This window comes from Micromonospora sp. LOL_024 (assembly GCF_048060415.1).
Taxonomy (GTDB): Bacteria; Actinomycetota; Actinomycetes; order Mycobacteriales; family Micromonosporaceae; genus Micromonospora.
In genome coordinates this window covers 1-13,465 of the sequence record NZ_JBHMIS010000031.1, presented here as the reverse complement: position 1 = coordinate 13,465, position 13,465 = coordinate 1, and the positions used below count along the sequence as shown (strand labels likewise).

12 protein-coding genes are annotated in these 13,465 nt (G+C 69.5%); 4 read left to right on the top strand and 8 right to left on the bottom strand.

What is annotated here, in order from left to right:
* Positions 1 to 6: 6 nt before the first annotated feature.
* From ACFHWY_RS23260 to ACFHWY_RS23225, 8 genes are all read right to left on the bottom strand, one after another.
* A complete protein-coding gene (locus ACFHWY_RS23260) occupies positions 7 to 1,146 on the bottom strand; it encodes an ABC transporter permease (RefSeq protein WP_416582374.1) in 1,140 nt (379 codons plus the stop codon).
* The gene (locus tag ACFHWY_RS23255) at positions 1,143 to 2,681 is read right to left on the bottom strand and encodes a sugar ABC transporter ATP-binding protein (protein WP_416582373.1); all 1,539 of its coding nucleotides are present in this window, start codon (positions 2,679 to 2,681) and stop codon (positions 1,143 to 1,145) included. The genes ACFHWY_RS23260 and ACFHWY_RS23255 overlap by 4 nt, the downstream gene beginning before the upstream one ends.
* Positions 2,678 to 3,310, bottom strand: a complete 633-nt coding sequence (locus tag ACFHWY_RS23250) for a DUF2291 family protein (protein WP_416582372.1) — start codon at positions 3,308 to 3,310, stop codon at positions 2,678 to 2,680. Before ACFHWY_RS23250 ends, ACFHWY_RS23255 begins: the two co-directional genes overlap by 4 nt.
* Positions 3,307 to 4,782, bottom strand: coding sequence for an FGGY family carbohydrate kinase (locus ACFHWY_RS23245; RefSeq protein ID WP_416582371.1), 1,476 nt, complete (start codon positions 4,780 to 4,782; stop codon positions 3,307 to 3,309). Before ACFHWY_RS23245 ends, ACFHWY_RS23250 begins: the two co-directional genes overlap by 4 nt.
* Entirely contained in the window at positions 4,775 to 5,746 is a 972-nt protein-coding gene (locus tag ACFHWY_RS23240) for a transketolase family protein (protein WP_416582370.1), read from the bottom strand. The genes ACFHWY_RS23245 and ACFHWY_RS23240 overlap by 8 nt, the downstream gene beginning before the upstream one ends.
* Positions 5,743 to 6,627, bottom strand: a complete 885-nt coding sequence (locus tag ACFHWY_RS23235) for a transketolase (RefSeq protein ID WP_416582369.1) — start codon at positions 6,625 to 6,627, stop codon at positions 5,743 to 5,745. The genes ACFHWY_RS23240 and ACFHWY_RS23235 overlap by 4 nt, the downstream gene beginning before the upstream one ends.
* A gap of 35 nt (positions 6,628 to 6,662) precedes the next feature.
* Positions 6,663 to 7,673 (bottom strand): sugar phosphate isomerase/epimerase family protein, encoded by a 1,011-nt coding sequence (locus ACFHWY_RS23230; protein ID WP_416582368.1) that lies wholly within the window; start codon positions 7,671 to 7,673, stop codon positions 6,663 to 6,665.
* 338 nt (positions 7,674 to 8,011) lie between these two features.
* On the bottom strand, positions 8,012 to 9,289 hold the full coding sequence (locus ACFHWY_RS23225; protein ID WP_416582367.1) for a nucleoside hydrolase-like domain-containing protein: 1,278 nt from the start codon (positions 9,287 to 9,289) through the stop codon (positions 8,012 to 8,014).
* 628 nt (positions 9,290 to 9,917) lie between these two features.
* On the opposite strand from ACFHWY_RS23225, the gene ACFHWY_RS23220 reads away from it, so the two are divergent.
* The 4 genes from ACFHWY_RS23220 (at position 9,918) to ACFHWY_RS23205 (ending at position 13,215) form a co-directional block, all read left to right on the top strand.
* Entirely contained in the window at positions 9,918 to 10,484 is a 567-nt protein-coding gene (locus ACFHWY_RS23220) for a sigma-70 family RNA polymerase sigma factor (protein WP_416582366.1), read from the top strand.
* Positions 10,485 to 10,553: 69 nt separating this feature from the next.
* Complete coding sequence (locus ACFHWY_RS23215; protein ID WP_416582365.1) at positions 10,554 to 11,309, top strand: zf-HC2 domain-containing protein; 756 nt, start codon at positions 10,554 to 10,556, stop codon at positions 11,307 to 11,309.
* A gap of 95 nt (positions 11,310 to 11,404) precedes the next feature.
* Positions 11,405 to 11,992, top strand: a complete 588-nt coding sequence (locus ACFHWY_RS23210; RefSeq protein ID WP_416582364.1) for a copper chaperone PCu(A)C — start codon at positions 11,405 to 11,407, stop codon at positions 11,990 to 11,992.
* Entirely contained in the window at positions 11,989 to 13,215 is a 1,227-nt protein-coding gene (locus tag ACFHWY_RS23205; RefSeq protein WP_416582363.1) for a Dyp-type peroxidase, read from the top strand. Before ACFHWY_RS23210 ends, ACFHWY_RS23205 begins: the two co-directional genes overlap by 4 nt.
* The last annotated feature ends 250 nt before the right edge of the window (positions 13,216 to 13,465 follow it).

The following is a 13,465-nucleotide window of genomic DNA, read 5'->3' as shown; positions in this document are numbered from 1 at the left end:
GTGTGGTTATGGAGATGTGTGGTTGGAGCCGGAATCAGAGCGAGGGGTCTTGGTGGCCGCTGCGGCGGAGGCAAGGGCCCCCTGACGCCGCTGGAATCTCTGCTGCCCCTGGTCGAGCATGACGGCGAGGACGATCACCGCCCCCTTGATCAGGATCTGCCAGAAGGTCGACACGCCGAGGAGTACCAGTCCGTCGGCGAGAAACCCGATGACGAAGGCGCCGACAAGCGTGCCGCGTACCGTGCCGCGGCCGCCGCTGAGGGCCGCACCGCCGATCACGACCGCGGCGATTGCGTTGAGCTCGTAGGTCTCGCCCGCCTGCGGTGCCGCGGAGGTGAGTTCCGAGGCGATGATGAGGCCCGCCACCGCGGCGCATCCGCCGGCGACGGCGTAGACGATGGTCTTGACCCGGCGGACCGGTACGCCGGACAGCTCGGCCGCCCGATCGTTGCCACCGGTGGCATAGAGCCAGCGACCGAACGGACTTTTGATCAATACCAGAGCGACCGCGGCGGCGAGGATCGCCATCAGCCAGATCGAGGTTGGCAGCCCGAGCGGTCGCCCGCTGCCGAGGAAGCCGAAACCGGTGTTGCCGAGCTCCGGGCTCCCTTCCAGTCTGGGATAGGTGGTGCCGTCGGAGATGAGCAACGCCAGCCCCCGTGCCACGTAGAGCATGCCGAGAGTGGCGATGAACGGCGCGACGCGGAAGCGAGTGATCAGGACGCCGTTGATCAGGCCGACGAACATCCCCACCGCGACGCAGAGCACGATGACCGCCCAGACCGGCGGGTAGGCGACGATGTCGAGGAATCCGAGCCGTAGGCCCTGCAGCAGTTCGCCGGCGACGACGCCGGACAGTCCGACGACGGATCCGACCGACAGGTCGATGCCGCCCTTGAGGATGACCAGCAACATGCCAAGCGCAATGATCGCGTTGATCGCGACGTGCTTGGTCATCGTGATCAGGTTGGTGACGGTCAGGAACGAGTCGGACAGCAGGCTGAACACGACGACCAGCACGGCCAACGCGATGAAGGCACGGAGTTCGAACAGGCCATTGAGCAACGTCAGCCGGCGAGACTTCGGGTCCGGGTCGGTGGCGGGATCGCTTCCTGCCCTCACCGGCAGGGTGGTCTGTGTGGTCACCGCGCCGACTCCTTCTGCGCTGCGGGGGCGGCGACACGGCCGTCGGACAGGCTCATCAGTTTCTCCCGGGTTATCTGCCCCCGCCGGAACTCGCCTACCACCACGCCACGGGCGAGCACGAGCAAACGGTCGGGGATGTGCAAGGCCTCCTCGGCTTCGGATGTCGCGAAGAGCACGGAGAGTCCACTGCGCGCCTGAGCGGCCATCAGCTCGAAGATGTCCGCCTTGGCACCCACGTCCACGCCGCGGGACGGCTCGTCGAGGAGCAGAACGCGGGGCCGGGTCAGCAGCGCCTTGCCGATGACGACCTTCTGTTGATTGCCGCCGCTGAGCGAGCCGATGGCGGCGGTGGCACCGCTGGTCTTGATGGTGACCTCGGTGATGGCCCGCTCGACCGCCTCGCGTTCGGCGCTGCGCGTGACGAGCAGGGTGCGGACGAACCGTGCCAGCCCGGCGAGGCTGAGATTCTGCCCGACCGACATGGACTGGACCAGGCCGTCGCGTTGACGGTCCTCGGGAACAAGGGCGATCCCCTGGGCGATACGTCGGCGGATGCCGACGTCGCCCAACGGTGAGCCGTCGAGGGTGATCGTTCCCGCAGCAGGCGTGATCCGTCCGGCGAGCGTCTCCAGCAGTTCGGTGCGCCCGGATCCCATGAGTCCGTAGACGCCGACGATCTCGCCCTCGTGGAGGGTCAGCGATACCTGGTCGACGGCGAGGCGGTGCGGGTTCTGCGGGTCGGGGACCACGATCCGGTCCGCGGTGAGTACGGGGGCGCCGACAATGGGCTCGCGGTGGGGGAACAGCGCGTCGGGGTCGCGGCCCACCATGTGCTGGACGATCCAGCCGAGCGTCACCTCGCTCGCCGCGTCGGCGGCCACCAGGTTGCCGTCACGGAGCACGGTCACGTCGTCGGCGATCTCCAGCGCCTCGTCGAGGTGGTGTGAGATGTAGACGACGGCGACCCCGCTGGTGGTCAGTTCCCGGATGAGCCGGAACAGGACGGCCACCTCGGGCGCCGTGAGGGCCGAGGTGGGCTCGTCCATGATGAGCACCCGCGCGTTCTGCAACAGTGCCCGGGCGATCTCGACGATCTGTTGCTGGCCAAGGCGCAGGTCAGCCACGAGCTGATCGGGGTCCAGATCCTCCTCCAGCCGGCGCAGGACAGCAAGGGTGGCCTCGCGTTGTGCCGCCCGGTCGACGATGCCTCGCCTACGGATCTCGCGGGCCAGGAAGAGGTTGTCCTGCACGCTCAGGTTGGGGCAGAGACTAAGCTCCTGGTGGATGATCGAGATGCCCTGGTCAGCCGCCTCGCGGGCGGATTGGGGACGGACGGTCGTGCCGTCGAGTTCGATGTGACCGGTGGTGGGCTGCTCGATCCCGGCCAGGATCTTCATCAAGGTGGACTTGCCGGCGCCGTTCTCGCCGAACAGCGCCGTAACCCGACCGGCGGCGATCGCAAAGTCGACGCCCTTGAGCGCGTGGGTGCCGCCGTACACCTTCGTCACCCCACAGGCACGCAGGACAGGGTTCACGGCACCCTCCCGATCTCGATCGGGGTGATGGTGATGACCGACGGCGTGACGAAGCTGAACGCGCCGGTGAACGTGATGTTCTCTCCTGCCAGCTCCGCGGGATTCAGCTCGGACAGCACGGTCGCGCGCATCTGGTTGTTCAGTGCGGTCGCCGCGTCCGCGTACTCCACCTGGTTGAGAAACTCACCGAAGGTGATGAAGCCAGCGGCGTCCCGCAGGGCGGTCCCGTTGATCGCCGGCCCCACCTGAAGCGACACCCGGGTCCGCGCCGGTAGTCCGGTGCCGGAGACGAGCATGAGACTGCCGGTGGTCTTGCCGGCGACGCCCTCGCCGGTCACCGCGAAGGTCGCCGGGCCGGTGCCCTGGCGGTGACCGTACTTCCGGCTGGCCGCCTCTTTGTCCGCGGTCAGGGCCGCGAACAGTTCCGGCAGCGGGGTGGCGCCCTGCCGGATGGCCGGCACCACCTTGCTCTGGTATGTCTCGGCCCCGTAGCGGGCCGGGTCGAACCTCTGCGCCTCCGCAGCCGAGGGCGCGCCCGCCGGCCGGTACTCGGTGCTGACCAGGATCGCCACGACGAGTGCGGCGACCGCCGCCACGCCGAGCCATCGAGGACGTGGTGCGAGAGTCACGATCCGCTCCTTCCCGGTTCGGCGGCAGGCCGGGCCCGGTCGACCGCGATGTGCCATCTGGTCCGCTCGGCGGCCCGGACCACGTGGTCGGTCGACGGGTGATACTCGCCGATGGGTCGCAGCCGCCGCTCAAGGTCAGGCAGGCTCCACAGGCCGGCCGCCAAGCCAGCCGCGTCCGCGGCACCCAGACAGGACAGATCCTGCTCGGCGGAACGGCCGACCCGCCGCCCGCTGACATCGGCCTGCGCCTGCATCAGCCGGGCACTGCGGGTCAGGCCCCCGTCACACAACAGCAGCCGCACCTCGCCGACGGTGGCCTCGACCGCCGCCACCACGTCCTCGATCTGGTGGGCGATGGCGTGCAGGGCCGCGGCGGCCAGGTCGCCCCGGCGGGTGGCCAGCGTCAACCCGCTGATCACGGCGACCGCGTCGGGCTCCCACCAAGGGGCGCCCAGGCCGCCGAACGCCGGTACGAACTGCACCGGGCCCGCGGCCTGCGCCGCCTCCTGCAGCAGCAGCTGCACGTCGACGCCGAACAGGTCGGCCAGCCAGCTGAACGTACGGCCGGTCGCCCGGATGTTGCCCTCGACGGCGACGACCGGGCCAGAGACGTCCCACGCCACGGTGCGGCACAGCCGCTGGTTGTCACCGCCGTCGCCGATGGCCATGACCGACGAGCCGGTGCCGTAGGTGGCCTTCACCACCCCGGGTCGCCAGCCGGCGTGCGCGAACATCGCCGCATGCGAGTCCCCGAGGACGGCCCGCACCGGAGTGCCGTCCGGCACGGGCGCCAGACCGCGGACGGCCGGGAAGTCGCCGCAGGAGGCGACCACCCGGGGCAGCACGGCGGCGGGTACGGCGAAGAGGTCGAGGAGGCGATCGTCCCACCGTCGGGTGTCGATGTTGAGCAACTGCGTGCGGGACGCGTTGCCGACCTCGGTCACGTGCTCACCTCCGAACCGGCTGAGCAACCAGGAGTCGACGGTACCCAGGCACAGTTCGGCGGCCTTGGCGCGCCTCCGTTGCGGATCATAGGTGTCCAGGAGCCAGCCGGCCTTGAGGGCCGAGAACATCGGGTCCAGGGGCATCCCGCTGATCGCACGGACGAGCGGACCGCTGCCGGCCGCTGCGAGTTCGCGGCATGCGCCGTTGGTCCGCTGGTCCTGCCAGCTCACCAACGGCCCGAGCGGTTCGCCGGTACGGCGGTCCCACAGCACCAGCGACTCCCGCTGGGTGCTCAACCCGACCGCCTCGATCCGGTGCGCGAGCGCCGGGTCGACGCACGACGCCACGGCCGTGCGTACGCTCTGCCACAGCTCGACGGCGTCCTGCTCGACCCAACCCGGTTGTGGCTGCCGTTCGGACAACGGCGCGACGGCACGTGAGACGATCTGCCCACCGGCGTCGACCAGGAGGGCCTTGGTGGAGCTCGTCCCCTGGTCCACCGCGAGGACGAGCGGCCCGTCAGCCATGACCACCACCCGTGTCAGTGGTGCCGAGCAGGTCACGCACCGCCGCGGCGATGCCGTCCGCGGTCAGCCCGAAGTAGTTGAGCAGGAACGCGGTGTCGCCGGTGGGGGCGAAGACTCTGGGCACGCCGAGTATCCGCATCGGGGTGGGGTGGGTGGTGGCCGCAATCGCCGCGACTGCTGCCCCCAGACCTCCGGTCGTGGTCGCCTCCTCGGCGGTCACGATCCCTCGCGTCTCCCGAGCGGCGGCCAGCACCGCCTGGATGTCGATCGGATCCACGAAGGGCATGTTCAGCACACGGACGGCGATGCCCTCCGCCCGCAGTCGACTGGCGGCGTCCAACGCACGGGAGGTCAGTGACCCGATCGCGATGACCGTGACGTCGTCACCATCGATCAACCGAACCGCCGTGCCGGGGGCGAACGGTGCGTCCGGTGGCGTGACGGCGGGCACCTTGAAGCGGGGAATCCGCAGGTAGCAGGGCCGACCTGCGGCGGCGGCCCAGCGCACGGCGGCCCGCGTCTGATCCGGGTCGGCCGGCACAATGACATCGAGGTTCGCCACTGCCCGCATCCACGACAGGTCCTCGATGGAGTGGTGCGTCGGCCCCAGCTCGCCGTAGGCCATGCCCGGGCTCTGCCCGCAGAGCACGACGTGCGCGTCGCTGTAGGCCACGTCCGCCTTGATCTGTTCGAGTGCCCGACCGGTCAGGAAGGGTGCCGCCGCACAGACGAACGGGATCTTGCCCGCGTTGGCCAGCCCGGCCGCCACACCGACCAGGTCCTGCTCGGCTATGCCGACGTTCACCAGCCGCTGCGGGAACTCCTCGCGGAAGCCCACGAGGTTGCTCGATCCAACTGAGTCGTTGCAGACGGCTACGATTCGCTCGTCCGCTCGGGCCATCGAGCGCAGCTCGTCGGCGAACGCCTGCCGGCAGTCGAAGGTGGCCTGCTCCACGATCGTCATCCGACGAGCTCCGCCAGCGCCTGGTCGGTCTGGTCGTGGCTGGGCACCTTGTGATGCCACTCGACGCGGTCCTCCATGAAGGACACACCCTTCCCTTTGATCGTGTTGGCGATGACCGCGACCGGCTGCCCGGCCGACGACGGCCCCAGAGCCCGCAGCAGCGCGGCGTGATCGTGCCCATCGACGTCACGCACCTCCCAGCCGAAGCTGCGCCACTTGTCGGCGAAGGGCTCCAGGCGCTTGGTGTCCTCGGTGCGGGCGCCCTGCTGCAGGCGATTGCGGTCGATGACCGCGGTCAGCGAGGACAGTCCGTGGTGGGAGGCGGTCATCGCCGCCTCCCAGTTGCTGCCCTCCTGCATCTCTCCGTCGCCCAGGACGACTACTGTGCGCCAGGTCGCTCCGGTCAGCCGTGCGGCGATGGCGCAGCCGGTGGCAACCGGAAGGCCGTGGCCCAGCGCGCCGGTGTTGGTCTCCACCCCGGGAACTTTCAGCCTGTTCGGATGCCCGTTCAACGCGGACATTGGCGCCATGAAGGTGTCGAGCTCCTCCTGTTGGAAGAAGCCGCAGTGCGCCAGGGTGGAGTACAGCGCAGCCGCGCAGTGCCCCTTGCTGAGGATGAACCGGTCCCGTTCCCGCCACGCCGGCTGCTGCGGATCGAGCGACAGCGCTCCCCAGAAACAGGTGACCAAAATGTCGGTCACCGACAAATCACCGCCGATGTGACCCATCCGAGCGCGGTCGATCATCCTGACGATGCTGCGCCGCACCTCTCGTGAGATGCGCCGCAACTCGACGGCGGCGACATCGGCGTCGGACGCGCGCAGGCGGGCAGACAGTTCCCCGTACCGCTGGGAGCGTTCGGGATCAGCGGACAGTTTCACCGGTGCCACCTCATCGACAAGGTATGCCATTGTTATCAACCCTCGTAGGGGCCGTACAGGGCGTTCTGGATGATCCGTTGCGCGGCGAGGGCGTCCTGAGACCGCTGGGCCGCCTGCAGCGCCTGCCGGTCGAGGGCGCACACCGCTCGGTGGATGCGCTTCATCACCCGGATGCCGTCGGTGGCGGCCTGCACGCTGTCCTCCCGGAACGGGAACTGGTCCAGTTGCCACACTCCCTGCCAGCCAGCCTCGACCAGGGCGTAGAAGAACTCGAAGGTCTCGATCGGGTGCATCGACCCGACGACCATGTCGTCGTCCCACCCGCGGTAGTTGTCGTTGACGTCGATCGCGAACAGGCGATTGCGCGAGATCGCCAACCGCGCGGCGTCGGCCGGCGACTCCCCGCCGTAGAGGGAGTGCCCGAAGTCCAGCAGGATGCCGACGTTCGGCACCCCCATCTCCTCGATGGCCAGCAGCGTGCGGGCGACGGAGGAGAACACCATCGCGTTGCGCGGCTCGCGCGGCTTGTACTCGATGGCGAAGCGCAGGTCGGGGAAGGTTTCGGCAAGCTCGCGGACCGCGTCCACGGAGAACTTCCACAGCTGCCGGTGGTCGGCCTGGAACGGGTAGTCCCAGCCGTCCTGTCCGGGCCAGAGCTTGACGTAGTCACAGCCGAGTTCCCGGGCCGCCTCGGCGCTTCGCGAAACGAGCTCGATCGCGGCTCGCCGTGCGTCCGCGTCCGGGTTGGTGAACGCGCCGCGGCTGAACCGGCGGGTGTAGATCTGTGGAGTCACGGCGACCGCGCGCAGCCCGTTCATCTTGAGCACGCCGGTCACGTCCGCGACGCTCAACCCGACGGGATCGAATGGATACGTCAGGTCCACCACCGACAGGTCCTCGACCTTGCCGGCCAGGTTGATCGCCTCCAGCGTGTTGACTGGAGGACCGTAGCCGTCGGTCGCATACCGGTCCACATACTGGCCGAAATGCCAGATACCTGCGCCAAAGACCGGCACTTGCATATCTATTCGCTTGTGATCCGACATGACCGCAGCCTAAGTTGGCCGAACCAGCAATGTCAATGCCCCACGTTCGCCATCCCTGGTTCACAGTCCGACCGCCACCCCCGCAGATCAGGACGGATCTGCGGGGCCGGCAACGTCGGTCATGTGCCCGCCGGCCACCGTCACCGGCAGCGATCACGGTGCTGGGTCGATCCGATGGCGGTCACCGGGCATGCCGGTGGCGCCCCACATCGCAGGTGGCGGCCGCCCGCTGGTCGCTCAGCTCAACTCTGGTGGCGACACCCGTCGGGCCCGTTGGACCCGCCGACGCCGGCCACTTGGAGGCTTGTACCTCCAGGTGGCCGGCGTCGGCGTCACAGTCAGCTGACGTCGATGACGACCCGGCGGTAGCTGTGGAGGCTGGGCGATCCATCGTCCTCGACGGTCAGGATGATGTGCAGGTTGGTGCCGGCGGCGTTCGACGGCACCTGCACGGTCGCCGAGATCCAGGCGCTGTTGTTGATGGTGACTGCACCGTGGTAGGAACTCGGTTCGTCGTAGTACGACCACGAATAGCTCAGCGAGTCCTGGTCAGGGTCGGTGGACCCGGCCGCGGAGAGGTTGACACTCGCTCCGGCCGCGGCCGAGATCCGCAGCACCTGCTTGCCGCTGTCACCGTTGACCACCGCGACCGGGTGATGGTTCGCGTCGGAGTAGTTGCTCGTGATGCTCCAGTCCATCCGAGCGGCGAAGTCGTTGTGGATCGCCGTGCTCCACCGGCTGATCGAACTACCACCCTCCGCCGCGTCGCTGTACATGTAGTAAGGGTCGTACAACGACTCCGCGCCCAACCTGTTACTTTCGGTCATTCCCCGGACACCGGCCTTTCCGGCCGGACCGAAACGACCGCCCCAACCCCCCCAGTCCACCCGGTCCGGATCGGTGAGCCCGTTGGGCATCTGGTGGAGAAAAGCTGGCGTGTCCCCCTCGGTCGCGTACTTCCGATCGGGATACCGCGCCCCCAACGGCCCGTGACTCTGCACGTGCGTCTTCACCCAACTGTCCGACGGCTGCCAGCTGTAGACCAGTTCCTTCGCCCGGATGTAGAGCAGATCCGGGAACGTCTTCGTCATCCACGCCCCGGCGTCGTCCTGACCCAGCACGTCATACACCCGCAACCTGCCGACGAACTGATCGACCTGCGCCGAGGTCCGGGTGTTCTTCACCTTCCACAAAGCCTGCGCCAGCGTGTTCGCCCCACCCCACAGGTTCACCCACACCGGACGCGAGTCGTCCTTGTCCACCGAGGCGATGATCAGCTCCGAGCCGTCACTGTCCTTGCCCGCGCCGACGTCACCCATGCCGTACCCGGTCTGACCCAACTTCGAGATCGACTGCAGATACGCCAGCGACGGATAGCCCGACGCGTGCTTCTGCAGATTCGGCAGCGCCTGCCCGTACGCGGTCAACTGGGGATTCAACAGGGTGGCCATGTTCGACGCGCTCTGCGTCGGCCTCCAGCAACTGGTCACCGTGATCAGACCTTCCAGGTCGACCTCGTTCACGGTCACCAACATCCGCACCAGCGACTGCAGGTCATCGGGATCGGCGCCCAGATCAGTCGTATTGATCACCCGAGGCTTCACCGCTGCCGCCACCTCCGCACCTATGCCGACTTCGTCGCCGCGCCGGACCAGCCACAGTTGTCCGCCGCCGTCACGGTGTAGTCGCCCTTCGTGAAGTCCACCACCGACACCCTGATGGCGTTGACCTTGGTCTCTCGATGTCGGACACGAACTGGATGTTGAGCGTTCCATCGTTGACGGCCACGACCTGCGTGGCCCCGGCGATGTTGACGCCGGCCCGGAGTAGGTGTCCAGGTCGCTGATCCGCTCCGTGCCCTCCATCGACACGTCGAAGTTACGCCTGCCGGCCCGGATGTGGTAGGCCTCCACGAGGCAGAGGGCACCATGGTCAGCAAGCCGAGGCCCGCGACCTGCGGAATCCAGGGCCTTTGGCAGGATCCGAACCGGGGACTGTGGGGCGGGTCCGGTCGCCAGCCCATGTACGCCCGCAAGGGGTGCGGCGCACCCCCATCGGCCGACCTCATCCCGAGCCACCGCACCGGCGAGACACGCAACAGTGTCGGAAGGCGCGGACTGATCCGCGGCGGGCTGCGCACCGTACATGTAGACGTCGGCGCTGGTCGCTGCCGTACGCTGACGACCAGCTACTACTACAGGCCGTCGTTCCCAGGTCGGAGGCGACGACGCGGAGGTGCCTAGGGTGATGGACGACGCGCAGGTGACGGCGTGGGCGCTCGCCGCCGGCCGGGGTGACCGGGACGCCGCGGCGGCGTTCGTGCGGGCCACGCAGCTGCCTGTCTGGCGTTTCCTCGCCGCACTGGCATCTCCGGGTGAGGCGGACGATCTGGCGCAGGAGACGTACCTGCGGGCGATGCGGTCGCTGCCGTCCTTCGCCGGCCGGTCCTCTGCGCGTACCTGGCTGCTGAGCATCGCCCGGCGGGTCGCGGTGGACCAGGTGCGGATGGCGATGTCCCGTCCCCGCACGGTTCCCATGTCGGATTCCCACGACATGGCCGACCCGCACCGCAGCGGATTCGACCGGCAGGTCGCGCTGGAGCAGCTCATCGCGGCGCTGCCCGACGACCGGCGGGAGGCGTTCGTCGCCACCCAGATGCTCGGGCTGTCCTACGCCGAGGCCGCCGAGGTGTGTGGCTGCCCGGTCGGGACGATCCGCTCCCGGGTGGGCCGGGCCCGCGAGGACCTGGTGGCTACCGCCAGCACCCGACCCACCGGGCGGCGTGGCCGCAGTGACGGCGTCGCCGGCTGACCGGCGCTGACCTGCGCGCTCACCGCGATCGGCGGGAACCAGCCGGGTGCGTCGGCCGACTACCGGTACATGGGGTGTGAGCAGTGGCGTGAGATGTTGTCGGCCCAGCTCGACGGCGAGGAAACCCCGGCCGAGCGGCCGGCGGCCGACGAGCACCTGGCCGCATGCGGCGACTGCCAGGGGTGGTACGAGCGGGCCGCGGCGGTCACCCGCCGGGCCCGGTTGACGCTGACCGGTCCGGGCGTCGACCTCACCGAGACCGTGCTCGCCGCGCTGCCCTCAGCGCCACCGCGGCGGCGCCTACGCGGCCGGGTCCCGACGGGCCTGCGGGCCGCGCTGGGACTGGTCGGCGCGCTGCAACTGGTGCTCGGCCTCAGCCAGGTCGCCCGCGGCCCGGCCGCCGGGCACCAGCACGCCCTCGGCGAGGCCCTGGCATCCGGACACCTGTGGCACGAGTCGGCGGCGTGGAACGTCGCCGTCGGCGCGGGCTTCCTGTTCGTGGCGACCCGGCGGGCCCGGCCGACCGGCCTGGTGCCGATGCTGACCGCGTTCGTGGCCACCCTCGTCCTGCTGTCGGTCAACGATCTGGCCACCAGCCGGGTGGACCCCGCCCGGCTGGTCAGCCACGCCTTCCTGCTCGCCGGCTACGCCATCGTGGTCGCCATGTCCCGCGAACAGCGGGCGCCGAGCGGCCCGGCTGGACGAACTGGCCGGGACGGCAGCCGCTGGCGGCTGACGGAGGCGGAGCCACCAACGCCGACCGGGCTTCGGCTGCTACCGCCCCACCCCGGTTCGGCCCGTTACCGCAGGGACGCGGCTGCCTGATCCTCCAGGCGTGACATGGGTTACCGCACCGGCGGGAACCACCGGCTCCGCCAGCCCGACCAGTTCTCGACACCAACTTATAAGGGGATCTCGCCATGCCCAGCACCAGAACTCGCCGGCTCACTCGCCCTGCGGCCCTGCTGAGTGCCGCCGTCCTGGCCTTCGCCGCCGCCGGGTGCGGCTCGTCGGACGACTCGTCGGCCGCTGGGTCGACGCCGACGCCGACCGTCTCAGCGTCGGCGAGCGCGGCCGCAAGCGTGCTGGGCATCCGCGATCCGTGGGTGAAGGCCGCGGACAAGGGCATGACCGCCGCGTTCGGCACCCTGGTCAACGACGGAGACACCGATGTGACGATCACTTCGGCGTCGACGGAGGTGTCGCCGATGGAGATGCACGAGATGACCATGCAGGACGGGACGATGGTCATGCAGGCCAAGCAGGGCGGCATTGTGATCAAAGCCAAGAGCATTCACGTGCTTGAGCCGGGCGGCGACCACCTGATGATGATGGACCTCAAGCAGCCGGTGAAGGCCGGCGACGAGCTGACCTTCACCCTGACCTTCACCGACGGCCGTACCCAGACCTTTACCGCCGTGGCGAAGCCGTTCACCGGCGCCCAGGAGAGCTACGCCCCGGGGCACGGCATGCCGGAGGAGTCCGCGAGCCCCCGCCCGGCCGCATGACCGGTGAGTCCGCCCGTCCGGTGAGCAGGCGTGGTCTGCTCACCGGCGGTGCCCTGGCTGCCGGGGGTGCGCTCGCCGGTGCCGCCGCCGGTGCCGCCGCTCGTTCCGACACCCCGGCGGTACGCCCCGTCGACACGGTTCCGATGGCGCACGTCGGCACCGCGGTGGAGCCGTTCCACGGACCCCGACAGGCTGGCGTGGCCACCGAACCGCAGGCGCACGCGGCCTTCGTCGCGTTCACTTTCAAGCCGAGCATCGACCGGGCAGCGCTCGGGCGGATGCTGCGGCTGCTGTCCGACGACTCCGCCCGCCTCACCCAGGGCCGTCCCGCCCTCGCCGACACCGAACCCGAGCTCGGGCTGCTGCCGGCCCGGCTGACCGTCACGTTCGGCTTCGGCCCTGGCCTCTACCGTGCCGCCGGCATCGACGACCGCCGGCCGGCGTCGGTGGCCGACCTACCGGCGTTCCGGATCGACCGGCTCCAGCCGCGCTGGTCCGGTGGGGACCTGCTGCTGCAGATCTGCGCGGACGACCCGCTCACCGTCGCCCACGCCCAACGGATGCTGGTCAAGGACATCCGGCCGTTCGCCACCGTCGCCTGGGTGCAGCAGGGCTTCCGCCGGGCCGCCGGCGCCGAACCCGGCCGGACCCAGCGCAACCTGTTCGGCCAGCTTGACGGCACCGCCAACCCGAAGCCCGGCGGGCCCCTGGAAAACGCCGTATGGGTCAGCGACGGCCCGGACTGGCTGCGCGACAGCACGACCCTGGTGGTGCGGCGGATCAGCATGAACCTGGAGACATGGGACCTACTCGGCCGCGGCGACCGGGAGCTGTCGGTCGGCCGCCGCGTGGACACCGGAGCGCCGCTGACCGGTACCGCCGAACACGACGAGCCCGACTTCGCCGCGCTCGGCCCCGACGGTCTCACCGTCATCCCCGATTTCTCCCACCTGACCCGAGCGCATGTCACCGACGACCGGTTGAAGATCCTGCGGCGGCCGTACAACTACGACGGTGTGCCCGATGCCGACGGCACCGCCGACAGTGGGCTGATCTTCGCCTCGTTCCAGGCCGACGTCGGGAAGCAGTTCCTGCCCATCCAGCGACGCCTGTCGGAACAGGATTTACTGAACGAGTGGACCACTCCGGTCGGCTCGGCCGTCTTCGCGATCCCGCCCGGCTGCCCCGCCGGCGGCTGGATCGGCCAACAACTGCTCGGCTGAACCGACAGGAAAGATCCACTGTACGACGGGCTGCCGCGCGCCGGCACTGCTGCGTTCGGCCCGGCCGCGGCACCTGCGGCGGCCCGCCGACGTGTCCGGGACGGATCCGACCGAGTCGACCTCAGTCGGGTGGAGAGAGGATCGGCTGCGGGTCGCAGTCGAACACGTACACGCTGTGGACGACGCGTCGTAACTGGATAGGTCTGTGGCGGGTCCGGTCCTGGTCCTTCGTGGAGGCTGGTAGGTTCCG

Coding starts and splice junctions, on each gene's coding strand:
- ACFHWY_RS23245 (WP_416582371.1), bottom strand. CDS start 4,782: ATGGCTGACGGGCCGCTCGTCCTCGCGGTGGACCAGGGGACGAGCTCC.
- ACFHWY_RS23240 (WP_416582370.1), bottom strand. CDS start 5,746: ATGACGATCGTGGAGCAGGCCACCTTCGACTGCCGGCAGGCGTTCGCC.
- ACFHWY_RS23230 (WP_416582368.1), bottom strand. CDS start 7,673: ATGTCGGATCACAAGCGAATAGATATGCAAGTGCCGGTCTTTGGCGCA.
- ACFHWY_RS23215 (WP_416582365.1), top strand. CDS start 10,554: ATGGGGTGTGAGCAGTGGCGTGAGATGTTGTCGGCCCAGCTCGACGGC.
- ACFHWY_RS23210 (WP_416582364.1), top strand. CDS start 11,405: ATGCCCAGCACCAGAACTCGCCGGCTCACTCGCCCTGCGGCCCTGCTG.
- ACFHWY_RS23205 (WP_416582363.1), top strand. CDS start 11,989: ATGACCGGTGAGTCCGCCCGTCCGGTGAGCAGGCGTGGTCTGCTCACC.